The sequence below is a fragment of the Enterobacter cloacae complex sp. IR53041 genome (genome assembly GCF_049238285.1).
In the GTDB taxonomy this organism is placed as follows: domain Bacteria; phylum Pseudomonadota; class Gammaproteobacteria; order Enterobacterales; family Enterobacteriaceae; genus Enterobacter; species Enterobacter roggenkampii.
Genome location: NZ_JBMKHB010000010.1, coordinates 70,042 through 93,779, shown reverse-complemented (window position 1 = coordinate 93,779; position 23,738 = coordinate 70,042). Strand labels below are relative to the sequence as shown.

Annotated in this window: 17 protein-coding genes; 8 read left to right on the top strand and 9 right to left on the bottom strand. The window is 57.7% G+C overall.

Annotated features, from left to right (window positions below; all coding sequences use genetic code 11):
* Nucleotides 1-245 precede the first annotated feature (245 nt).
* From feoA to feoC, 3 genes are read left to right on the top strand one after another with little or no spacing between them, the layout of a single operon-like run.
* On the top strand, nt 246-473 hold the full coding sequence (gene feoA / locus ACOTXF_RS09685) for a ferrous iron transporter A (RefSeq protein WP_008503050.1): 228 nt from the start codon (nt 246-248) through the stop codon (nt 471-473).
* A 30-nt stretch (nt 474-503) separates the two neighbouring features.
* Nucleotides 504-2,822, top strand: coding sequence for a Fe(2+) transporter permease subunit FeoB (gene feoB / locus ACOTXF_RS09680; protein WP_232927089.1), 2,319 nt, complete (start codon nt 504-506; stop codon nt 2,820-2,822).
* 12 nt (nt 2,823-2,834) lie between these two features.
* Nucleotides 2,835-3,074, top strand: a complete 240-nt coding sequence (gene feoC, locus ACOTXF_RS09675; RefSeq protein ID WP_021242188.1) for a [Fe-S]-dependent transcriptional repressor FeoC — start codon at nt 2,835-2,837, stop codon at nt 3,072-3,074.
* On the opposite strand, the gene bioH is transcribed toward feoC, so the two are convergent.
* Entirely contained in the window at nt 3,046-3,828 is a 783-nt protein-coding gene (bioH, locus tag ACOTXF_RS09670; RefSeq protein WP_047745235.1) for a pimeloyl-ACP methyl ester esterase BioH, read from the bottom strand. The two genes, feoC and bioH, sit on opposite strands and share 29 nt — an antisense overlap.
* Nucleotides 3,829-3,863: 35 nt before the next feature.
* Between bioH and gntX the strand changes: the two genes are divergently transcribed.
* The 3 genes from gntX to gntT all read left to right on the top strand — a co-directional run bounded on the left by gntX (nt 3,864) and on the right by gntT (nt 6,817).
* The gene (gene gntX / locus ACOTXF_RS09665) at nt 3,864-4,547 is read left to right on the top strand and encodes a DNA utilization protein GntX (protein WP_021242187.1); all 684 of its coding nucleotides are present in this window, start codon (nt 3,864-3,866) and stop codon (nt 4,545-4,547) included.
* A 61-nt stretch (nt 4,548-4,608) separates the two neighbouring features.
* Nucleotides 4,609-5,184, top strand: coding sequence for a Fe-S biogenesis protein NfuA (gene nfuA, locus ACOTXF_RS09660; RefSeq protein WP_048963240.1), 576 nt, complete (start codon nt 4,609-4,611; stop codon nt 5,182-5,184).
* 316 nt (nt 5,185-5,500) lie between these two features.
* A complete protein-coding gene (gntT, locus tag ACOTXF_RS09655; RefSeq protein ID WP_013099097.1) occupies nt 5,501-6,817 on the top strand; it encodes a gluconate transporter in 1,317 nt (438 codons plus the stop codon).
* 87 nt (nt 6,818-6,904) lie between these two features.
* Here gntT and malQ read toward each other — a convergent pair whose 3' ends face one another.
* Nucleotides 6,905-8,983 carry a 4-alpha-glucanotransferase gene (malQ, locus tag ACOTXF_RS09650; RefSeq protein ID WP_048963239.1) on the bottom strand — a complete coding sequence of 693 codons (2,079 nt, stop codon included), beginning with the start codon at nt 8,981-8,983 and terminating at the stop codon, nt 6,905-6,907.
* 9 nt (nt 8,984-8,992) lie between these two features.
* On the bottom strand, nt 8,993-11,386 hold the full coding sequence (gene malP, locus ACOTXF_RS09645) for a maltodextrin phosphorylase (protein ID WP_047745231.1): 2,394 nt from the start codon (nt 11,384-11,386) through the stop codon (nt 8,993-8,995).
* A 588-nt stretch (nt 11,387-11,974) separates the two neighbouring features.
* Here malP and malT point away from each other — a divergent pair.
* Nucleotides 11,975-14,680, top strand: a complete 2,706-nt coding sequence (gene malT, locus ACOTXF_RS09640) for an HTH-type transcriptional regulator MalT (RefSeq protein ID WP_008503059.1) — start codon at nt 11,975-11,977, stop codon at nt 14,678-14,680.
* Nucleotides 14,681-14,765: 85 nt separating this feature from the next.
* Here malT and ACOTXF_RS09635 read toward each other — a convergent pair whose 3' ends face one another.
* From ACOTXF_RS09635 to glpE, 3 genes are read right to left on the bottom strand one after another with little or no spacing between them, the layout of a single operon-like run.
* The gene (locus tag ACOTXF_RS09635; protein WP_008503060.1) at nt 14,766-15,524 is read right to left on the bottom strand and encodes a DeoR/GlpR family transcriptional regulator; all 759 of its coding nucleotides are present in this window, start codon (nt 15,522-15,524) and stop codon (nt 14,766-14,768) included.
* Between the two features lie 16 nt (nt 15,525-15,540).
* Complete coding sequence (gene glpG, locus ACOTXF_RS09630; RefSeq protein ID WP_023294729.1) at nt 15,541-16,371, bottom strand: rhomboid family intramembrane serine protease GlpG; 831 nt, start codon at nt 16,369-16,371, stop codon at nt 15,541-15,543.
* Nucleotides 16,372-16,418: 47 nt separating this feature from the next.
* Nucleotides 16,419-16,751, bottom strand: coding sequence for a thiosulfate sulfurtransferase GlpE (gene glpE, locus ACOTXF_RS09625; RefSeq protein ID WP_008503062.1), 333 nt, complete (start codon nt 16,749-16,751; stop codon nt 16,419-16,421).
* A gap of 188 nt (nt 16,752-16,939) precedes the next feature.
* On the opposite strand from glpE, the gene glpD reads away from it, so the two are divergent.
* The gene (gene glpD / locus ACOTXF_RS09620; protein ID WP_021242183.1) at nt 16,940-18,448 is read left to right on the top strand and encodes a glycerol-3-phosphate dehydrogenase; all 1,509 of its coding nucleotides are present in this window, start codon (nt 16,940-16,942) and stop codon (nt 18,446-18,448) included.
* Between the two features lie 86 nt (nt 18,449-18,534).
* On the opposite strand, the gene glgP is transcribed toward glpD, so the two are convergent.
* From glgP to glgC, 3 genes are read right to left on the bottom strand one after another with little or no spacing between them, the layout of a single operon-like run.
* A complete protein-coding gene (glgP, locus tag ACOTXF_RS09615; RefSeq protein ID WP_008503064.1) occupies nt 18,535-20,982 on the bottom strand; it encodes a glycogen phosphorylase in 2,448 nt (815 codons plus the stop codon).
* Between the two features lie 18 nt (nt 20,983-21,000).
* Nucleotides 21,001-22,434, bottom strand: a complete 1,434-nt coding sequence (gene glgA / locus ACOTXF_RS09610) for a glycogen synthase GlgA (protein ID WP_008503065.1) — start codon at nt 22,432-22,434, stop codon at nt 21,001-21,003.
* Nucleotides 22,434-23,729, bottom strand: a complete 1,296-nt coding sequence (gene glgC / locus ACOTXF_RS09605; protein WP_008503066.1) for a glucose-1-phosphate adenylyltransferase — start codon at nt 23,727-23,729, stop codon at nt 22,434-22,436. Before glgC ends, glgA begins: the two co-directional genes overlap by 1 nt.
* Nucleotides 23,730-23,738: the final 9 nt, after the last annotated feature.

Here is a 23,738-nt window from a genome sequence, read left to right as displayed (position 1 = left end):
GCAAGCAGGCCGCAGGGAATTAAAATAAATAGCGTGTAGCCATATTTAAACCACGAATTATCACCCCGTTAACAAATACCTCTCTTTTCGTTTTCCCGGCATTTCTGCAAATATTGAGCAAGGTCAAACAGGCCGTAAATTAATACCGTAAACAACATTCCGTCACAGTTTTAATATTGCTGATAAAAACTATTCTCATTATCATCGCATAGTAGATAATTTAACCTTTCGTGGAATCAGGCGTTATGCAATTCACTCCAGACAGTGCATGGAAGATTACCGGTTTTACCCGCGAAATTAGCCCGGCCTATCGGCAAAAGCTGCTGTCGCTTGGCATGCTGCCCGGCTCGTCATTCCAGGTCGTACGCGTGGCGCCGTTAGGCGATCCGGTTCATATCGAAACCCGACGCGTGAATCTGGTCCTGCGTAAAAAAGACCTCGCGTTAATAGAAGTCGAAGCCTTATCCCGATAACAAGCCAGCGGTTTCAGTGAGTCCAGAAAAATGAAAAAGTTAACTATTGGCTTAATTGGCAATCCTAATTCCGGCAAGACTACGCTTTTTAACCAGCTGACCGGGGCTCGCCAGCGCGTGGGCAACTGGGCGGGCGTAACGGTTGAACGTAAAGAGGGCCAGTTCACGACGACAGACAACCAGGTGACGCTGGTTGACCTTCCCGGCACCTACTCCTTAACCACCATTTCGTCGCAAACTTCGCTCGATGAGCAAATCGCCTGTCACTACATTCTTGGCGGCGATGCGGATCTGCTGATCAACGTGGTCGATGCCTCGAACCTCGAGCGTAACCTCTATCTGACGCTGCAGCTGCTGGAGCTGGGTATCCCCTGCATCGTGGCGCTCAACATGCTCGACATCGCAGAGAAACAAAAGCTACGCATCGACGTTGATGCCCTCTCCGCGCGCCTCGGGTGCCCGGTCGTTCCGCTGGTCTCGACGCGCGCGCGCGGTATTGATGCGCTGAAGCTGGCCATTGACCGTCACGCGGGAAATCGCGACGTTGAGCTGGTGCATTACGCCCAGCCTCTCCTGCGCGAAGCCAACGTGCTGGCGCAGGAGATGGACAAAGCCATGCCTGCGAAACAGCGCCTGTGGCTTGGCCTGCAGATGCTGGAAGGGGATATTTACAGCCGCGCTTATGCCGGTCATGCGGCCGATAAGCTGGACGTGACGGTGGCCCGTCTTAGCGACGAGCTTGACGACCCGGCGCTGCACATCGCCGATGCCCGTTACCAGGCTATCGCCTCGATCTGCGACGTGGTCAGTAACGCGCTGACGGCGGAACCCAGCCGCTTTACGGCGGCGGTGGATAAGATTGTGCTCAACCGCTTCCTCGGTTTGCCCATCTTCCTGCTGGTGATGTACGTGATGTTCCTGCTCGCCATTAACATCGGTGGCGCGCTGCAGCCGATTTTTGACGCCGGTTCCGTCGCGGTCTTCGTGCACGGCATTCAGTGGGTGGGCTACACCCTGCACTTCCCGGAATGGCTCACCATCTTCCTCGCGCAGGGGATCGGCGGCGGTATCAATACCGTTCTGCCGCTGGTGCCGCAGATCGGCATGATGTACCTGTTCCTCTCGTTCCTGGAAGATTCCGGCTACATGGCGCGCGCGGCGTTCGTGATGGATCGTCTGATGCAGGCGCTGGGCCTGCCGGGCAAATCCTTCGTCCCGCTGATCGTCGGCTTCGGCTGTAACGTGCCGTCGGTGATGGGCGCACGCACGCTGGATGCACCGCGCGAGCGTCTGATGACCATCATGATGGCGCCGTTTATGTCCTGCGGTGCCCGACTGGCGATCTTTGCCGTCTTTGCGGCAGCCTTCTTTGGCCAGCAGGGCGCGCTGGCGGTCTTCTCGCTGTACGTGCTGGGCATCGTGATGGCGATCCTGACCGGCTTAATGCTGAAACACACCATCATGCGCGGTGAAGCGTCACCGTTCGTGATGGAGCTGCCGGTGTACCACGTCCCCCATCTGAAAAGCCTGGCGATCCAGACCTGGCAGCGCCTGAAAGGCTTCGTCCTGCGCGCCGGTAAGGTGATTGTCATCGTCAGCGTTTTCCTGAGCGCCCTGAACAGCTTTACCCTGAGTGGACAGGCAGCGGATAACATTAACGACTCTGCCCTCGCCTCCGTCAGCCGCGTCATCACGCCGGTCTTCAAACCGATTGGCGTGCATGAGGATAACTGGCAGGCAACCGTCGGGCTGTTTACCGGCGCGATGGCAAAAGAGGTGGTTGTCGGTACCCTGAACACGCTCTACACCGCCGAGAACATTCAGGAGCAGGAATTTAACCCGGCGGAGTTTCACCTCGGTGACGAACTGCTGGGTGCCGTAGAGGAAACCTGGCAGAGCCTGAAGGACACCTTCAGCCTGAGCGTGCTGGCGAACCCGATTGAGGCGAGCAAAGGCGACGGCGAGATGGCGACCGGTGCCATGGGCGTGATGGGCGAGAAGTTTGGCAGCGCGTCCGCGGCCTACAGCTACCTCATCTTCGTTCTGCTCTATATTCCATGCATCTCCGTGATGGGGGCGATTGCCCGCGAGTCCAGCCGCGGCTGGATGGGCTTCTCCATCCTCTGGGGATTAAACATCGCGTATTCGCTGGCGACGCTGTTTTATCAAACCGTCAATTTCAGCCAGCACCCGCGCTACAGCCTGGTCTGCATTCTCGCGGTTGTGCTGTTTAACATGATCGTTCTCGGCCTGCTGCGGCGGGCACGCAGCCGCGTCGACATCGACCTGCTGGCAAACCGTAAAACCGCGGCGACCTGCTGCAACAGCCCGGCAGGCGACTGTCACTAAGGAGCACACCCCATGGCATCGTTGATTCAGATTCGTGATCTGCTGGCGCTGCAGGGGCGAATGGAGGCGAAACAGCTGAGCCTCAGCCTGCATACGCCGCAGCCGATGATCGACGCCATGCTGGAAAGACTGGAAGCCATGGGGAAAGCGGTGCGCATTCAGGAAGAGCCGGACGGTTGTCTGTCCGGCAGCTGTAAACATTGCCCGGAAGGAAAAGCCTGCCTCAGGGAGTGGTGGGCACTGCGCGAATAAAGGCGGACAGCGCCGAACAAAACTCGCCAGGATGTGAGATAAATGGCGCGTGTGCCGCTTTAGCGACCACCATTGATTGGCTTTCCGGCCACAGGTTATCCAGCAGTGGAACCACCTTACGCGGCACCAGCCCGTCAAGGTAGCCGTAGATGCGCAGGTGCGGAAGCGCCAGCGACGCCAGCGGTTCACGCAGATCGATCGTCTTGAGTATCTCAAGCCCCCCGTTAAGCACCTCAACGTCAGGCATCGGCAGCGACAGCACGGTCTGCTTCAGCGTGCGCGCGTCCTGACGCGCGGTTTCTGTACCCATCGTCTGCAGCGCGAGAAAACGCTCCACCGTCCGCTGGAAATCGTCGCTTAGCTGCTGCTGGAATCCTGCCAGCACTTCAGGTTTGATCCCCGGCCACGCGTCCTGCGCGCTAAAGCAGGGTGACGAGGCAACGGTAACCAGCGCGCTCACGCGCCCGGGGTTATCCAGCGCAATCTTGCTTGCCACCAGCCCGCCCAGGCTCCAGCCCAGCCAGACAGCGTTTTGCGGCGCGGCGTCCAGAACCTGCTGCGCCATCTCATCAAGCGACATCGCGCCAAAGCCGCGGCTGCGGCCATAACCCGGCAAATCCACCAGATGCAGCGTAAATTGCGAGGCAAGTTCCTCGCTTACGCAACGCCACACCTCAGCATTCAGTCCCCATCCGTGCAGCAGCACAAGATGGCAATTTCCCGTTCCGACGGTCTGCCACCACAGCGTCTTCATCAGTTACTGTTCTCTTTTTCACATGGAGGTTGCACATGCTAACAGTACCTGGGTTGTGCTGGCTATGCCGAATGCCGCTGGCACTCAGCAGGTGGGGCATCTGCTCCGTCTGTACGCGATCGCTGCAATGGCGTATCGGGAGCTGTCCACAATGTGGTTTACCGGCCACAAATCCCTCTTTGCCCTGTGGCCGGTGCCTGAAAAAATCCCCGCCGTGGAGCGCGCTGGTGGCGGTGGATGATTATGTTCCGCCGCTGAGCAGGCTGATTCACGCGCTGAAGTTTTCCGGTCAAAGTTCCCTGGCACAGCCCCTTGCGCGACTGCTACTGCTGGCGGTTTTGCAGGCGCGGCGCCACCGCGCATTGCCGAAAATCGACAGGTTGGTGAATGTTCCCCTCTACCGACGCCGCCACTGGCGACGCGGTTACAATCAGAGCGACCTGATCTGCCGTCCCCTCGCCCGGTGGCTTGGCTGTCAGTATGATGCCCGCGCGCTGACGCGTGTTCATGCCACCGCCATCCAGCATCAGCTCAGCGCCCGGCTTCGCAAAAGAAACCTCAAAAATGCCTTTCGCCTTGAATTGCCGGTCGACGGTCTCCATATCGCGATTGTGGATGATGTCGTCACCACAGGCAGTACCGTTGCTGAACTTTCCCGACTGCTTTTGCAAAGCGGCGCCGCGTCGGTTCAGGTATGGTGTCTGTGCCGTACCTTGTAGCCCTTCTTCAATGGGCGTATGATTATACCCAGGTAATTTAGTCAACTATTAGGCCAAAGCTATGATCCGTATTTCCGATTCTGCACAAGCGCACTTTGCCAAACTGCTGGCAAATCAGGAAGAAGGGACGCAGATCCGTGTGTTTGTGATCAATCCAGGCACGCCGAATGCAGAATGTGGTGTTTCTTATTGTCCTCCGGACGCCGTGGAAGCCACCGACACTGCCCTTAAATTTGAACAGCTCACCGCCTATGTTGATGAGCTGAGCGCACCGTATCTTGAAGATGCGGAGATCGACTTCGTCACCGATCAGCTGGGTTCTCAGCTGACCCTGAAAGCGCCGAACGCGAAAATGCGTAATGTGTCTGACGATGCTCCGCTGATGGAACGCGTTGAGTATCTGCTGCAATCCCAGATTAACCCGCAGCTGGCTGGCCATGGCGGTCGTGTTTCCCTAATGGAAATCACCGACGAAGGTTTTGCCATTCTGCAGTTTGGCGGCGGCTGTAACGGCTGTTCAATGGTCGATGTCACCCTGAAAGAAGGGATCGAGAAGCAGCTGCTGAACGAGTTCCCGGAACTGAAAGGCGTGCGTGACCTGACCGAACACCAGCGCGGCGAGCACTCTTACTACTGATTCATTGCCCGTCTGTATTGCCCGGTGGCGCTGCGCTTACCGGGCCTACAAAACCCTGCTCCCCCTCTTCGCTCCCCTCTATATGTTGACCTGCGTCTCATAATTCACATTTTGCCTTCCAGGGTGATTCTCAATCACGCCATGTTACCCGTATCATTCTCATGGGCACTAAGCACACTCATAACAGCCGACTAAACTTAATCGTTTAAAAGGCATCAGTATTAGTGCCGTTACTTCTCTGTTCCCAGTTGGGACAACCGGAATTTGTCGTTGAAACAATGACGTTACCCATAACAATTCAAAGGCCAGGTAAATCATGCCATTAGTCATCGTTGCTATCGGTGTTGTGTTATTACTGCTCTTGATGATCCGCTTCAAAATGAACGGATTTATCGCTCTGGTTCTGGTGGCGCTTGCAGTCGGTCTGATGCAGGGGATGCCGCTGGTTAAAGTTATCAGCTCGATTAAAGCCGGTGTCGGCGGCACGCTCGGCAGCCTGGCGCTGATCATGGGCTTCGGCGCCATGCTCGGTAAAATGCTGGCGGACTGCGGTGGCGCGCAGCGTATTGCCACCACGCTTATCGACAAATTTGGTAAGAAGAACATTCAGTGGGCAGTGGTGTTAACCGGCTTTACCGTTGGTTTCGCGCTGTTCTATGAAGTGGGCTTCGTGCTGATGCTGCCGCTGGTGTTCACCATTGCGGCTGCCGCGAGCATCCCGCTGCTGTATGTCGGTGTGCCAATGGCCGCGGCGCTGTCCGTGACCCACGGCTTCCTGCCGCCGCACCCGGGCCCAACCGCTATCGCGACCATCTTCCACGCCGACATGGGTAAAACCCTGCTGTTCGGTACGATTCTGGCGATCCCAACGGTGATTCTGGCAGGCCCGGTTTATGCCCGCTTCCTGAAAGGCATTGATAAGCCGATTCCGGAAGGTCTGTACAGCGCCAAAACCTTCACCGAAGAAGAGATGCCTGGCTTTGGCGTCAGCGTCTGGACCTCTCTGGTACCGGTGATCCTGATGGCGATGCGCGCCGTGGCAGAGATGGTTCTGCCAAAAGGTCATGCGTTCCTGTCCGTTGCAGAATTCCTGGGTGACCCGGTGATGGCAACGCTGATTGCCGTGCTGATCGCGATGTTCACTTTCGGTCTGAACCGCGGCCGCTCCATGGATCAGATCAACGACACGCTGACCTCTTCCATCAAAATCATTGCCATGATGCTGCTGATCATCGGCGGTGGCGGTGCGTTCAAACAGGTTCTGGTTGACAGCGGCGTGGACAAATACATCGCTGCTATGATGCATGAAACCAACGTGTCGCCGCTCCTGATGGCCTGGTCTATTGCCGCGGTTCTGCGTATTGCGCTGGGTTCTGCGACCGTTGCAGCGATCACCGCAGGCGGCATCGTTGCGCCGCTGATTGCCACCACGGGCGTGAGCCCTGAGCTGATGGTTATCGCCGTCGGTTCCGGTAGCGTGATTTTCTCTCACGTAAACGATCCGGGCTTCTGGCTGTTCAAGGAGTACTTCAACCTGACGATCGGTGAAACCATCAAGTCCTGGTCCGCGCTGGAAACCATTATTTCGGTGTGCGGTCTGGTCGGGGTGCTGCTGCTGAATATGGTGGTCTGATGCCCTAAGTCGGGTGGCGGCTACGCCTTACCCGACCTACATGAGCACTGCCTGATATTAAAAAACCCGCCACTGGCGGGTTTTTTATTACTTCTTACCAGCAGCTTTTCGCCGCTTATCCAAATCCTTGATCAGCCTGTTCACCCCGTCATCGGCAAACATCGCCTCAAGCGTGGTGGACAGCTTGCGACGCCAGTTCTTGTACTGATAGCTGGTACCCGGAATGTTCACCGGCTCCGCCATATCAATCCAGTCTTCCGGCTGCAGGCCCAGCAGGGCGCTATTGCTGTCGGCAATATAGCGCTGCAAACCGCGGTTGAGTGTCGCAGTCATCGCCATCAGCGACGCTTTATGCCCGGCGCGCTTCGGCAGACAGCCATGCTTATGCAGCGCATCCAGCAGCCCCTGCTTGGAGAGCTCGCGATCCTGATAAAGACCGCGTAACACCTCTTCGTCAGGATACAGGCCCAGCGTTTTGCCAAGGGTCAGATCGCCGCTTTCCCAATAGCCACGAAGCGTAGGAAGGTCATGCGTCGTCGCGACTGCCATTGACTGTTCAGGGTACGCTTGCGGCGCGCGGAAGGTTTTCTCATGGTCGTTTTCAAAATAGAGCACTTTATAGGAGTAGACGCCGCTGTCGCGGAGCTTGCTGACAATCTCCACCGGCACGGTACCGAGATCTTCACCGATCACCATGCACTGGTGACGCTTGCTTTCCAGGGCCAGGATCGACAGCAGATCGTCAACCGGATACTGCACGTATGCCCCGTGATCCGCCGTTTCACCGTACGGGATCCACCACAGGCGCAGCACGGACATCACGTGGTCGATACGCAGCGCCCCGCAGTTCTGCATGTTGGCGCGCAGCAGGTCGATAAACGGCTCGTAGGCGCGCGCCGCCATCACGTGCGGATCCATCGGCGGCAAGCCCCAGTTCTGGCCGAGCGGGCCAAGGATATCCGGCGGCGCGCCGACGGAGGCTTTCAGACAGTAAAGCTCGCGGTCACACCAGGTTTCCGCACCGCCTTCCGCCACGCCGACGGCCAGGTCACGATACAGGCCAATCGGCATCTTGTAGCCCTGGCTCACCTGCCAGCAGGCGGCAAACTGGCTGTACGCCAGCCACTGCAGCCACAGGTAGAAGTCCACTTCATCAGCATATTTTTTACAGAACGCTTTCACTTCCGGCGTGTCGACGGATTGATACGCTTCAGGCCAGACCGGCCAGCCCCAGCGCATTTCGTCCTCTTTCACATGATACGCGTGCAGCGCATCGAACGCCGCCTGCCAGTACAGGCTCTCGCCCTCCTGCGTCACGAACTGGCGGAACGCCGCCATCTGCTCGTCATCGCGCTGCGAAAAGCCTTTCCACGCCAGACGCAGCGCGGCCATTTTCAGCGCCGTGACGGTGGAATAGTCCACCCAGTCGGCTTCGCGCGCCTGCTTCAGCGCCTGCTGCGTGGTACTGAGTTTCCACCAGGCCTGCGCCTCCTGGCTGTTTTTGAAGTCATCTAAGGCGTTAACGTCGATATAAATCACGTTCAGCCAGCGACGGGAGGACGGGCTGTACGGGCTGGCGCTCTCCGGGTTGGCCGGATAGAGGGCGTGGATCGGGTTGAGGCCGATAAACGCGCCGCCGCGCTCGCCCACGGATGCCAGCATGTTCTTCAGATCGCCAAAATCACCGATCCCCCAGTTGCTGTCGGAGCGCAGCGTATAGAGCTGCACGCAGGCGCCCCACAGCTTTTTCCCTTCGAGCAGCGCCTGCGGCTCGTAGCAGCGTTTTGGCGCGACGATCACCCGGCAGTGGAAACGCCGATCGTCCTGGGTGAGCGTCAGGGTGTGGTAGCCCTCCGGCAGCTTCGCCGGAAGGTTAAGGGTTTTGCCGCCGGTGGCGTGGCCTTTGTGCTGATGCCCCTCTTCGGTCGTGAGCAGCCAGCTAAACTCGCCGCGCCCTTCCACCGCGAGCGGCATCTTTTTACCTGCGGTGAATACCTTCACGTTCGGCACCGGCGCAACCGACGCTTTCGCGTCGGTTTTGTGCATGGCATCCAGCAAACGTCTTTTGGTGTCGGCGCCAATAGACTGTGGTTTGCCGTGAGCATTAATGTAACTGAGGCTAATTCCCGCCGCCTGCGCGGCACTGTCCAGACGTTTACTCTCCATCGCGCTTCCTTAGCGTTTTGCCTGCCAGATACGGGCCTGATAATCACGGATTGAGCGGTCAGAGCTGAACATGCCGCAGCGGGCGGTGTTCAGGATGCACGCCCGGGTCCACGCTTCCTGGTCGCGATACAGCACGTCGACCTGTTTTTGCGCTTCAACGTAGGCCGTGAAGTCCGCCATCACCAGATACGGGTCACCGCCGTGTTTGTCCATGCTGTGCAGCATCTGGTCAAACGCGTGCTTGTCGCCGTCGCTGTATTTGCCGCTCTCCAGCTCCTTCAGCACCGCGTCCAGCACTTTGTCTTTCTTACGCCATTTCACCGGGTCGTAGCCTTTGGCCTTGATGGCTTTCACCTCTTCCACGGTATGACCGAAGATAAAGATATTCTCTTCGCCCACCTTCTCGGCGATTTCGACGTTCGCCCCGTCCAGCGTGCCGACGGTCAGCGCGCCGTTCAGCGCCAGCTTCATATTGCCGGTACCGGAGGCTTCTTTTCCTGCGGTTGAGATCTGCTCGGAGATATCCGCCGCCGGGATCAGCATTTCAGCCGCCGAGACGCAGTAATCCGGCAGGAAAACCACCTTCAGCTTGTCGCCCACGTTCGGATCGCTGTTGATCGCCTCCGCCACTTTATTGATGGCGAGGATAATGTTTTTCGCCAGATAGTAGCCCGGCGCCGCTTTCGCGCCGAACAGGAACACGCGCGGCACGCGGTCAGCCTGCGGGTTCTCGCGGATCTCTTTATACAGCGCCAGAATGTGCAGCAGGTTCAGGTGCTGACGTTTGTACTCGTGCAGGCGTTTGATCTGGATATCGAAAATCGCATTTGGGTTGATCTCAATCCCGGTGCGCGCTTTCACGAACGCCGCCAGGCGAACTTTGTTCTCCAGCTTAATCGCGCGGTACTGTTCGCGGAATTTCGCGTCGTCAGCGTATTTTTCCAGGTTGATGAGCTGGTCCAGATCGTTGGCCCACTCTTTCTTCAGGGTCTTGTCCAGCAGGCCCGCTAGCAGCGGGTTGCACTGCTTGATCCAGCGACGCGGCGTAATGCCGTTGGTCACGTTATGGAATTTGGTCGGCCACAGCTGGTGGTATTCCGGGAACAGATCTTTAACCACCAGATCCGAGTGCAGCGCCGCCACGCCGTTCACCGCAAAGCCGCTCACTACGCACATGTTCGCCATGCGTACCTGCTTATCGTGAACCACCGCCAGCTTCGCCCAGACCGCTTTGTTGCCCGGCCAGGTTTTATCCACCAGGGTTTTAAACTGGTCGTTAATCTTGTTGATGATCTGCATGTGGCGCGGCAGCAGCGCTTTCACCAGCTTCTCATCCCAGCACTCGAGCGCTTCCGGCATCAGGGTGTGGTTGGTGTAGGCAAAGGTACGGCTGGTGATGGACCAGGCGTCGTCCCAGCTCAGCTGATGCTCGTCAATCAGCACGCGCAGCAGTTCCGGGATGGCAATGGTCGGGTGCGTGTCGTTGAGCTGAATCACTTCGAAGTCCGGCAGCTGCGCCAGCTTGCGGCCCCCCAGGTGATGGCGACGCAGAATGTCCGCCACGGAGCAGGCGCACTGGAAGTACTGCTGCATCAGGCGCAGCTTTTTACCGGCCAGGTGGTTGTCGTTCGGGTAGAGAACTTTGGTCAGCTTCTCGGCGTCGATGCCCTGCTGCTCGGCACGCAGGAAATCGCCGTCGTTAAATTTGGTCAGGTTAAACGGATGGGCGTGCTTCGCCTGCCACAGACGCAGCGGCTGCGCCACGCCGTTACGGTAGCCAAGCACCGGCAGATCCCAGGCTTCGCCGGTAATGGTGAACGCAGGTTCCCAGAGGCCTTGCTTCGTCACTTTCCCGCCAATGCCAACCTGCACGTCCAGCTGCGCGTTATGACGGAACCACGGGTAGGTATTGCGATGCCAGTCGTCCGGCGCTTCCATCTGATGGCCGTCAGCGAAGGACTGACGGAACAGGCCGTACTGGTAGTTCAGACCGTAACCAATCGCCGACTGGCCGACGGTCGCCATGGAATCCAGGAAACAGGCCGCCAGACGACCCAGGCCACCGTTGCCCAGCGCCGGGTCAATCTCTTCTTCCAGCAGATCGGTCAGGTTAATGTCGTGTTCTTTAAGAACGTCACCAACCTCCTGATACCAGCCGAGGTTCAACAGGTTGTTGCCCGTCAGACGGCCAATCAGGAACTCCATTGAAATGTAGTTTACATGGCGCTGCCCGTTTGCCGGTTTTGCCAGAGGTTGAGCATCCAGCTGCTCTGCGAGCGCACCGCTCACTGCCTGCCACCACTGGTGAGGCGTCATCTCGTTTGCAGCATGAAGGCCAAAACGCTGCCACTGACGCGTCAGGGCAGCCTGGAATTGAGCTTTGTTGAAGGTAGGCTGTGACATAGGGGATCGGCATCCTTTAGAAAGAAAACACAAGTTGGCGCTAGTGTGCCTGGCTCATTTCACCTCTTCCTCCTCCCGTAGGGGATTAGACAGGGAGGAGTAGCGGGGATGAGCAGAAAAGTGTGATCAAGGCCACTCTCAGAGCATAGTTCGAGTGTGCCCGGAAGATAAAAAAGTAACCGAGGAGAATGTCAAAGAAATGAAATGCAGTTTCGGATGAAATTAAACCCTGCCGAAATAATTACTTACCTGGAATAATATTTTTGCAACAGGATGTCATGACCAGGAAAGGTATTATTCTCACTGAACTTTACCCACACTTTATTAAATTTGACGTCACTATCCCTTCCTGAAACCAGTTTCAGCGCAGCCGCAGCACAACCATACAAGCCAGCATTGACGCGACATTAAAGCCCTTTCCAGAAAGTTCCATCATCTGCCTGAATGTTTTGTGACAGAGTGCAAATTCAGAGCCACCAAATCCAGACATAACTTGCAATAGTTCTCTTTCTGACCGACCTTATATCGTATTAATTACGAAGCGCAAAAAAAATAAAATCTCTCGTTCCCCACAGTGAAGTGAAACCTATGTTGATTCCGTCTAAATTAAGTCGCCCGGTTCGTCTTGACCATACAGTGGTCCGCGAGCGTCTGTTGGCTAAACTTTCCGGCGCGCATAATTTCCGACTGGCGCTGGTTACGAGCCCTGCAGGTTATGGAAAAACAACGCTCATCTCGCAATGGGCCGCAGGTAAGAGCGATCTTGGCTGGTACTCCCTTGATGAGGGCGATAACCAGCAAGAACGTTTTGCCAGCTATCTGATTGCCGCCATACAGCAAGCCACCCATGGACACTGCGTCGCCAGTGAGGTGATGGTGCAAAAGCGCCAGTACGCCAGCCTGTCCTCCCTTTTCTCTCAGCTGTTTATCGAACTGGCTGAATGGCATCGCCCGCTTTACGTGGTGATTGATGATTACCATCTCATCACTAACCCGGTGATTCATGAATCGATGCGTTTCTTCCTGCGCCATCAGCCGGAAAACCTGACGTTAGTGGTGCTGTCACGCAACCTGCCGCAGTTGGGTATTGCCAACCTGCGCGTGCGCGATCAGCTTCTGGAAGTGGGTAGCCAACAGCTTGCTTTTACCCACCAGGAAGCGAAACAGTTCTTCGACTGCCGCCTGAACTCACCGATTGAGGCCGCCGAAAGCAGCCGTCTGTGTGATGACGTCGCAGGCTGGGCCACGGCGCTGCAGCTGATTGCCCTCTCTGCCCGGCAAAACAACAGCCCGGCGCACCAGTCAGCGCGCCGTCTGGCAGGCATCAACGCCAGCCACCTCTCTGATTATCTGGTGGATGAGGTGCTGGACAGCGTCGATCCCTCGACGCGTAATTTCCTGCTGAAAAGCTCGCTGCTGCGCTCCATGAACGATGCGCTGATCGTGCGGGTAACGGGCTGTGAAAACGGTCAGCTTCAGCTCGAAGAGATTGAACGTCAGGGCCTTTTCCTGACGCGCATGGACGATCCCGGCGAGTGGTTTAGCTATCATCCGCTGTTTGGTAGCTTCCTGCGCCAGCGCTGTCAGTGGGAGCTGGCGGTTGAACTGCCGGAGATCCACCGCGCCGCTGCCGAAAGCTGGATGGCACAGGGCTTCCCGAGCGAGGCCATCCACCATGCGCTGGCCGCCGGTGACGCCAGTATGCTGCGCGATATCCTCCTCAATCACGCGTGGGGCCTGTTTAACCACAGCGAGCTGACCCTGCTGGAAGAGTCACTCAAAGCCCTGCCGTGGGAAAGCCTGCTGGAGAATCCGCGTCTGGTGCTGCTGCAGGCCTGGCTGATGCAGAGCCAGCATCGCTACAGCGAAGTGAACACCCTGCTGGCGCGCGCCGAGCAGGAGATGGAAAGCGAGATGGATACCACCCTGCACGGCGAGTTCAACGCGCTGCGCGCTCAGGTGGCCATTAACGACGGCGATCCGGACGAAGCGGAACGGCTGGCGATGGTCGCGCTGGATGAACTGCCGCTGGCCAACTTCTACAGCCGCATCGTGGCGACCTCCGTACACGGCGAAGTGCTGCACTGCAAAGGCGATCTCACGCGCTCGCTTTCACTGATGCAGCAAACCGAACAGATGGCGCGTCGTCATGATGTCTGGCACTACGCGCTGTGGAGCCTGATCCAGCAGAGCGAGATTTTATTCGCGCAGGGGTTCCTGCAGGCCGCCTGGGAAAACCAGGAGAAAGCGTTCCAGCTGATTCGCGAGCAGCATCTGGAACAGCTGCCGATGCACGAGTTCCTGCTGCGTATTCGCGCTCAATTACTGTGGGCATGGTCGCGTCTGGATGAAGCAGAAAGCTGCGCCCGCCAGGGTGTGGACGTCCTTTCCAGTTTCCAGCCTCAGCAGCAGCTGCAGTGCCTGGCGCTGCTGGTGCAGTGCTCGCTGGCGCGCGGCGATCTCGATAACGCCCGCAACCATCTTAACCGCCTGGAAAACCTGCTCGGCAACGGCCAGTATCATAGCGACTGGGTGTCAAACGCCGACAAGGTCCGGGTGATTTACTGGCAGATGACCGGCGATAAAAAATCCGCCGCCAACTGGCTGCGTCAGACGCCAAAACCGGAATTTGCCAACAACCACTTCCTGCAGAGCCAGTGGCGTAACATTGCCCGCGCGCAGATCCTGCTCGGTGAATTAGAGCCCGCTGAGATTGTGCTGGAGGAGCTGAACGAGAACGCGCGCAGCCTGCGCCTGATGAGCGACCTGAACCGCAACCTGCTGCTGCAAAATCAGCTCTACTGGCAGGCGGGCCGTAAAAACGATGCCCAGCGCGTGCTGCTGGAGGCGCTACAGCTGGCAAACCGCACCGGGTTTATCAGCCACTTTGTGATTGAAGGGGAGGTGATGGCGCAGCAGCTGCGCCAGCTTATTCAGCTCAACACGCTGCCGGAGCTGGATCAGCATCGCGCCCAGCGTATTCTGCGCGAGATTAACCAGCATCATCGGCACAAGTTCGCGCATTTCGATGAGAACTTCGTTGAACGTCTGCTAAACCACCCGGAAGTGCCGGAGCTTATCCGCACCAGCCCGCTCACCCAGCGCGAATGGCAGGTTCTGGGGCTGATCTATTCAGGCTACAGCAACGAGCAGATTGCCGGCGAGCTGGCGGTGGCGGCGACCACCATCAAAACGCATATCCGCAACCTGTACCAGAAGCTGGGCGTGGCGCATCGTCAGGATGCGGTACAGCATGCGCAGCAGCTGTTGAAGATGATGGGGTACGGCGTTTAGTTTTGTGCGGTCTGATGCCCTCTCCCACAGGGAGAGGGAAAACAATTTGTAGGTCGGGTAAGCGCAGCGCCACCCGACACAACCGTTAGCACAGTTCCAGCTGCAAATTATTATCTTTAATTACCTGCATCACGCCCGCCGGCGGCATCACGTCGGTATAGACCGCATCCACCATGCTGATGCTGCCCATGTTCACCATCGCGTTACGGCCAAACTTCGAGTGATCCACCACCAGCATCACGTGGCGTGAGTTTTCAATGATCGCGCGCTTGGTGCGCACCTCGTGGTAATCAAACTCCAGCAGCGAACCGTCGCTGTCGATGCCGCTGATGCCCAGAATGCCGAAGTCGAGGCGGAACTGAGAGATAAAGTCGAGGGTCGCTTCACCGATAATCCCGCCGTCGCGGCTGCGCAGCTCGCCGCCCGCGAGGATGATGCGGAAATCGTCTTTTTGCATCAGGGTATTGGCGACGTTCAGGTTGTTGGTGACCACGCGCAGGTTCTCGTGATCCAGCAGCGCATGGGCGACCGCTTCCGGCGTGGTGCCGATATCAATAAACAGCGTCGCCCCGTTCGGGATCTGGCTGGCGACCTTGCGGGCAATGCGCTCTTTCTCCGCCGTCTGCGTCGCTTTTCGGTCGTGCCAGGAGGTGTTGACCGAGCTGGACGGCAGCGCCGCGCCGCCGTGGTGGCGAAGGATGCGGTTCTGATCGGCCAGGTCGTTCAGGTCACGACGGATGGTTTGTGGGCTGACGGCAAACTGCTCCACCAGCTCTTCGGTGCTGACGTATCCCTGTTTTTTTACCAGTTCGATAATGGCGTCATGACGTTGTGTTTGTTTCATCAATTATCCCTGAGAATTATGTTCGTTTTCGCGCATGGAGCGTGTCGGCAAAGGCCATCGCCAGCCCCACGGCCAGCCCGGCGACGTGCGCACCGTTGGCGATAGACATACCAAACAGATCAAACCATCCGGCAATTAGCCATATTAACGCAAAGGTTATCAATCCGCGTTGCAGATAGATGCCGCTTTGCGGATCGCGCTCCCCGCGAAGCCAGACGTAGCCCATCAGGGCATAGACGACACCCGACAGCCCGCCAAACCACGGCCCGCTGAATTTGTGCTGTACGTAGCCGCTCAACAGCGCGCTGATGATGGTGATAACGATCAGCTTGCCGCTGCCCAGACGCTTTTCAACGGCACCGCCGAGATACCACCACCAGAGCAGGTTAAAGAGGATATGCATCACCGAGAAGTGCATCAGCGCGTGGCTAAAGTAGCGCCAGACGTCAAATTCAAGCGACGGATCATAGGGCCACGCCAGGGCAATCATCACGCTCTGGTCGCCGACCACGTTCATGATAATAAAGACGATGATGCAGGCCGCCATCAGCAGCAGCGTAAACGGGCCCGCGCGCTCGCGAAGGGTGGCAAGGAAGGGAAAGCGGCTGTATTGCAATCCGCTGCCGGTCTGGCCGGATTGCCAGCTGGCCGCGAGATAGCGCGGGTCGCCAGGGTTCTCAAGAAAACGCGCCAGCTCCTCGTTTACCCGCCCGGCCTGGCTCTCATCGGCCAGCCAGACGTCGGTTTGCGTATGTTGCTGAATAGTAAGAATAACGCCCTGCGTCGCCATATAGTCGACAAACGCCTGGGCGACGCGCGGGTTGGTAAAAGAGGTGATCATCAACATGGGCAGCGGTCGCTTATTTCCACACAAAAGGGGACAGTATAGCGGGATCAGCGCTCAAACGCGTATTCCACTTCCGCCGGGAAATGACGATGCCAGGCATCGAAACCGCCGTCGACGCTGTAAACCGCGTCGTAACCCTGCTGAAGCAGATACTGCGCCGCGCCTTTGCTGCTGTTGCCGTGGTAGCACATGACCATCACCGGCGTGTCGAAGTCGTTATCGCGCATAAACGCGCCCAGCGTGTCGTTGGTAAGATGAAACGCGCCCGGCGTATGGCCCATCGCAAAACTCTGCGGATCGCGGATGTCCACCAGCACCGCTTTTCCCTGGTGCATCTTCTGGTGGGCTTCTTCTACGTTAATACATTCAAACTGATCCATGGTGTTCTCTTAACAGTGGTCAACGACAAGATTTTACCCCGTAGTGTACGTCCTGGCGGCGGGTAAACGCCATTATGTTATCCATATCACTCTAAATTGTTTTTTTGATGTTACCAAAAGCGCGTTCCTTTGCTATTATGAGCGATATCGAACATTTCTGAGCTTTAACGAAAGTGCATGAGGGTGTTATGGAAACCAAAGATCTGATTGTGATAGGCGGTGGCATCAACGGTGCCGGTATTGCGGTCGATGCCGCAGGACGCGGTTTATCCGTACTGATGCTGGAAGCTAACGATCTCGCCTGCGCGACGTCGTCCGCCAGCTCCAAACTGATTCACGGTGGCCTGCGCTACCTGGAACACTACGAATTCCGCCTGGTCAGCGAAGCGCTGGCCGAACGTGAAGTGCTGCTGAAAATGGCCCCGCATCTGGCGATTCCGATGCGCTTCCGCCTGCCCCATCGCCCGCATCTGCGTCCGGCGTGGATGATCCGAATTGGTCTGTTTATGTACGATCATCTGGGTAAACGCACCAGCCTCCCGGGTTCGAAAGGGTTGCGTTTTGGCTCAGAATCGGTCCTTAAGCCGGAAATCGTGCGCGGATTCGAATATTCCGACTGCTGGGTGGATGATGCCCGCCTGGTGCTGGCGAACGCGCAGATGGTTGAGAAGAAAGGCGGCGAGGTGAAAACCCGCACCCGCGCGACCGCTGCCCGTCGTGAAAACGGCCTGTGGATTGTCGAGGCGGAAGATATCGATACCGGCGAGAAGTTCAGCTGGAAAGCGCGCGGCCTGGTGAACGCCACCGGCCCGTGGGTGAAGCAGTTCTTTGACGACGGCATGCATCTGCCTTCGCCGTACGGCATCCGCCTGATCAAGGGCAGCCACATTGTGGTGCCGCGCGTGCATACCCAGAAGCAGGCTTACATCCTGCAGAACGAAGACAAGCGCATCGTGTTTGTGATCCCGTGGATGGACGAGTTCTCCATCATCGGCACCACCGACGTGGAGTACAAAGGCGATCCGAAGAACGTCGAGATCGACGAGAGCGAAGTGAACTACCTGCTTAAAGTGTATAACGCGCACTTTAAGAAACAGCTGTCGCGCGACGACGTGGTCTGGACCTACTCCGGCGTGCGTCCGCTGTGCGATGACGAGTCTGACTCACCGCAGGCCATTACCCGCGACTATACGCTCGATATTCACGACGTAGACGGCCAGGCGCCGCTGCTGTCCGTGTTTGGCGGCAAGCTCACCACCTACCGCAAGCTGGCCGAGCACGCGCTGGAAAAACTGGCGCCGTACTATAAAGGCATTGGCCCGGCATGGACCAAAGGCGCGGTACTGCCCGGCGGTGATATCGGCGATAACCGCGATGATTACGCCGCGAAGCTGCGCCGTCGCTTCCCGTTCATCACTGAAGGGATGGCGCGCCACTATGCCCGCACCTACGGCAGCAATACCGAGCTGATCCTGGGTGATGCAAAAGAGATTGCCGATCTGGGCGAGCATTTCGGCCACGAGCTGTACGAAGCCGAGCTGCGTTATCTGGTTGAGCACGAGTGGGTGCGTCGTCTGGATGATGCTATCTGGCGCCGTACCAAAGAAGGGATGTGGCTCAACGCCGAACAGCAGTCTCGCGTGGCGCAGTGGTTGCTGCAACATGCGGCGAAACGTGAGCTGTCGCTGGCGTCCTAATACAAAAAAGCCGGGTGGCGGCTCCGCCTTACCCGGCCTACTCGATCCCGTAGGCCCGCTAAGCGCAGCGCCACCGGGCTTTGTTTTTACAACCTCACCGGATCAATATGCCAGATCGTCTCGGCATACTCCTTGATGGTCCTGTCTGACGAGAAATAGCCCATATTGGCGATGTTGTACATCGCGGCGCTGGTCCACTTCTCAGGCTGGCGATACAGTTCGTCCACCTTATCCTGACAGTCGACGTAGCTACGGTAATCCGCCAGCACCTGGTAGTGATCGCCAAAGTTAATCAGCGAATCCACCAGATCGCGGTAGCGGCTCGGTTCATCAGGGCTAAACACGCCGGTTGCAATCTGCGTCAGCACCTGACGCAACTCTTCATCCTCTTCGTAATATTGACGCGGCGAGTAGCCTTTCCTGCGCAGCGCCTCTACCTCTTCCGTCGTATTACCGAAGATAAAGATATTCTCTTCGCCCACGTGCTCCAGCATCTCGACGTTCGCCCCGTCCAGCGTGCCGATGGTCAGCGCGCCGTTAAGGGCAAACTTCATGTTACTGGTGCCGGACGCTTCTGTGCCCGCCGTGGAAATCTGCTCAGAGAGATCCGCTGCCGGGATGATCAGCTGCGCCAGGCTGACGCTGTAGTTCGGAATGAACACCACCTTCAGCTTGTCGCCAATGTCCGGATCCTGGTTAACCACCTTCGCCACGTCGTTGATGAGATGAATAATATGCTTCGCCATGTAGTAGGCCGACGCCGCCTTACCGGCGAAGATCTTCACGCGCGGCACCCATTCGGCCGTCGGGTCGGCCTTGATGCGGTTGTAATGGGTGATCACGTGCAGCACGTTCATCAGCTGACGCTTGTATTCGTGGATGCGTTTGATCTGCACGTCGAATAGCGCTTTCGGGTTTGCCACCACGTTCAGGTGCATCGCCAGCCAGACCGCCAGACGCTTTTTGTTCAGCAGCTTGGCTTCGCGCACGGCTTTGTTCACCGTCGGGAAATCAATATGCTGTTCCAGCTCGCTCAGCTGGCTCAAATCGGTACGCCAGGTGCGGCCGATATTCTCGTCCAGCACCTCAGAGAGCGGCTGGTTGGCCAGCGCCAGCCAGCGGCGCGGGGTGACGCCGTTGGTCACGTTGCAGAACCGCGTCGGGAAGATCTTCGCGAAGTCCGCAAACAGCGACTGCACCATCAGGTTCGAGTGGAGCTCGGACACGCCGTTGACCTTGTGGCTGATGACAACCGCCAGCCAGGCCATGCGCACGCGGCGGCCGTTCGACTCATCAATGATAGACGCGCGGCTCAGCAGGCCGGTATCGTTTGGATACTGCTCCTGCAGCGTCTTGAGGAAGTAGTCGTTAATCTCAAAGATAATCTGCAGATGGCGCGGCAGGATTTTGCCGAGCATGTCCACCGGCCACGTCTCCAGCGCTTCGCTCATCAGCGTGTGGTTGGTGTACGAGAACACCTGGCAGGTCACCTCAAAGGCGTCGTCCCAGCTGAACTTATGCTCGTCGATCAGCAGGCGCATCAGCTCCGGAATAGAGAGCACCGGGTGGGTGTCATTAAGGTGGATCGCGGTTTTCTCCGCCAGGTTGGCGTAGGTTTTGTGCAGCTGATGGTGGCGGCTGAGGATGTCCTGAATGGTCGCCGAAACGAGGAAGTACTCCTGACGCAGGCGCAGCTCGCGGCCTGAGTAGGTCGAGTCATCCGGGTACAGCACGCGGGATACGTTCTCGGAGTGGTTTTTATCCTCCACCGCCGCGAAGTAGTCACCCTGGTTAAATTTACCGAGGTTAATTTCGCTACTGGCCTGAGCGCTCCACAGGCGCAGCGTGTTGGTGGCATCGGTGTCGTAGCCGGGGATGATCTGGTCGTAGGCCACGGCCAGGATCTCTTCCGTTTCCACCCAGCGGGATTTTTTTCCTTCCTGCTGAATACGCCCGCCAAAGCGCACCTTGTAGCGCGTGTTGTGGCGCTTGAACTCCCACGGGTTGCCGTACTCCAGCCAGTAGTCCGGGGACTCTTTCTGACGCCCGTCGACGATGTTCTGTTTGAACATGCCGTAATCGTAGCGAATACCGTAGCCGCGGCCCGGCAGCGCCAGCGTCGCCAGCGAGTCGAGGAAGCAGGCGGCAAGACGTCCCAGACCGCCGTTACCGAGGCCCGGGTCGTTCTCTTCGTCGATCAGTTCTTCTAAATCTAACCCCATCTCTTCCAGTGCGGTTTTGACGTCGTCATAAATACCGAGCGACAACAGCGCATTGGACAGCGTGCGGCCAATCAAAAATTCCATCGACAGATAGTAAACCTGACGCGTCTCCTGCGAGAGCTGGGCGCGGTTTGAGCGCAGCCAGCGTTCAACTAAGCGGTCGCGCACCGCAAACAGGGTGGCGTTCAGCCACTCGTGCTTGTTGGCAATAACCGGATCTTTCCCGATGGTGAACATCAGCTTGTAGGCGATGGAGTGCTTTAACGCCTCAACGCTGAGCGTGGGTGAAGAGTAGCTAAATGGAGCGTTCATATCAGTAACTTCGCCTCGTTACATCAAGCGTTGATAGAGATCGCGGTATGACTGCGCCGCAACGTGCCAGCTAAAGTCCATGGACATCGCCTGGCGTTGGACGTAGCGCCACAGCGATGGACGGGACCACAAGACGAAAGCACGCCGAATCGCCCGAAGCAGCGACCAGGCATTACTGTCCTCAAAGACAAACCCGCTGGCGATACCGTCCGCCAGGTTTTCCAGCGAGCTATCCGATACCGTATCCGCCAGCCCGCCCGTGCGGCGCACCAGCGGCAGGGTGCCGTATTTCAGGCCGTAAAGCTGCGTCAGGCCGCAGGGTTCGAAACGGCTCGGCACCAGGATGACGTCCGCGCCGCCCATAATGCGGTGCGAAAACGCCTCGTGGTAACCAATCTGTACGCCGACCTGCCCCGGATGTTCCGCAGCGGCGGCAAGGAAACCTTCCTGCAGCACCGGGTCGCCCGCGCCGAGCAGCGCCAGCTGCCCGCCCTGCTCCAGTAAACCGGGCAGCGCCTCCAGCACCAGATCCAGCCCTTTCTGGCTGGTCAGGCGGCTTACGACGGCGAACAGCGGCACTTTGTCGTTAACCTTCAGGCCCATCGCAATCTGCAGCTGGCGTTTGTTTTCCGCTTTATCTTCCACGGAATCACGACCGTAGCGCGCCGCCAGCAGGAGATCGGTTTCCGGGCTCCAGATCTGTTCATCCACGCCGTTCAGAATGCCCGACAGGCGGCCTTCGCGGTGGCGCTGCTGCAGCAACCCTTCCATGCCGTAGCCAAATGCCGGCTGGGTGATCTCACGCGCGTAGGTTGGGCTCACCGCCGTGATGTGATCGGCGTAGTACAGCCCCGCCTTCAGGAACGAGATCTGCCCGTTAAACTCCAGACCGTGCATGTTAAAGAACGACCATGGCAGATCGATGTCATTCATGTGATGGGCGTAGTACATCCCCTGATAGGCCAGGTTATGCACGGTAAAGACCGATTTCGCCGGGTGGCCGCGCGCGGCGAGATACGCCGGGGCAAGCCCGGCGTGCCAGTCGTGCGCGTGCACCACATCCGGACGCCAGAACGGATCCAGCCCCGTCGCCATTTCTGCTCCAACCCAGCCGAGCAGCGCAAAGCGCAGCACGTTGTCGGTGTAGGCGAACAGGTTCGTATCGTGATACGGGCTGCCCGGGCGATCGTATAAATGCGGCGCGTCGATCAGGTAAATCCCTACGCCATTGTAATGTCCAAACAGCAGGGTAATGCGTCCGGCAAACGTTTCACGGCGGGTCACCACTTTTGCATCAGGTATACCGCGCCGGATATCCGGAAAGGCGGGCAGCAGGACTCGGGTATCCACGCCTCCGGCGATTTGCGCCGCCGGTAATGCGCCAAGCACATCTGCCAGACCGCCCGTTTTTAATAACGGGAACATCTCAGAACATACGTGTAAAACCTGCATCATCGCTCCTGTTTGATTTGCAGCTTCCGCAACATTTCCCGTGTGACTAACACGATCCCCTCTTCCGAACGGTAGAAACGACGCGCGTCTTCTTCCGCATTCTCCCCAATGACCATCCCTTCAGGGATGACGCAGGCACGGTCGATCACGCAACGACGCAGACGACACGAGCGCCCTACCCAGACGTCCGGCAACAAGACTGCCGAATCGATATTACAGAATGAATTTATCCGCACGCGCGGGAACAGCACCGACTGCACCACGACCGAACCGGAGATGATGCACCCGCCGGACACCAGCGAGTTCAGCGTCATACCGTGGCTACCGGAGCGGTCCTGCACGAATTTGGCTGGCGGCAGCGACTCCATATGGGTACGAATCGGCCAGTTCTGGTCGTACATATCCAGTTCAGGCGTGACCGATGCCAGATCGAGGTTCGCTTTCCAGTACGCTTCCAGCGTGCCCACATCGCGCCAGTACGGTTCCGCATTCGGGTCGGACTGCACGCAGGACAGCGGGAAAGGATGTGCATACGCCATGCCAGCTTTGGTGATTTTCGGAATGATGTCTTTACCGAAGTCGTGGCTTGAGTTTTCGTCTTTGTCGTCTTCTTCCAGCAGCTCATAAAGATAATCTGCGTCAAAGACATAGATCCCCATGCTGGCGAGCGATTTGGTGTCATCGCCCGGCATGGTTGGCGGGTTCGCCGGTTTTTCAACGAAGTCGATAATTTTGTCGTCGGCATCCACGTGCATGACGCCAAACGCCGTCGCTTCAGCAACGGGCACAGGCAGACACGCCACGGTGCAGCGCGCCCCTTTTTCGACGTGGTCGATCAGCATGTGGGAGTAATCTTGCTTGTAAATGTGGTCCCCGGCGAGGATCACAATGTATTCCGCGTTATAGCGACGAATGATGTCGAGGTTCTGGGTGACCGCATCCGCCGTTCCGCGATACCAGTTCTCGCCGTGAACGCGCTGCTGCGCAGGAAGGAGATCGACAAATTCGTTCATCTCTTCGCTGAAGAATGACCAGCCGCGCTGAATATGCTGCACCAGGGTGTGCGACTGATACTGCGTGATGACGCCAATGCGGCGAATGCCCGAGTTCAGGCAGTTGGAGAGCGCAAAGTCGATAATACGGAACTTACCACCAAAGTGAACGGCCGGCTTGGCGCGCTTGATGGTCAAATCTTTCAGACGGGTACCACGCCCGCCCGCAAGTATCAGGGCAACCGTTTTTAATGGTAGCTGGCGTGCCAACATTAAGGGATCGTTCTTCTCTAATCTAACCATGACTAACTC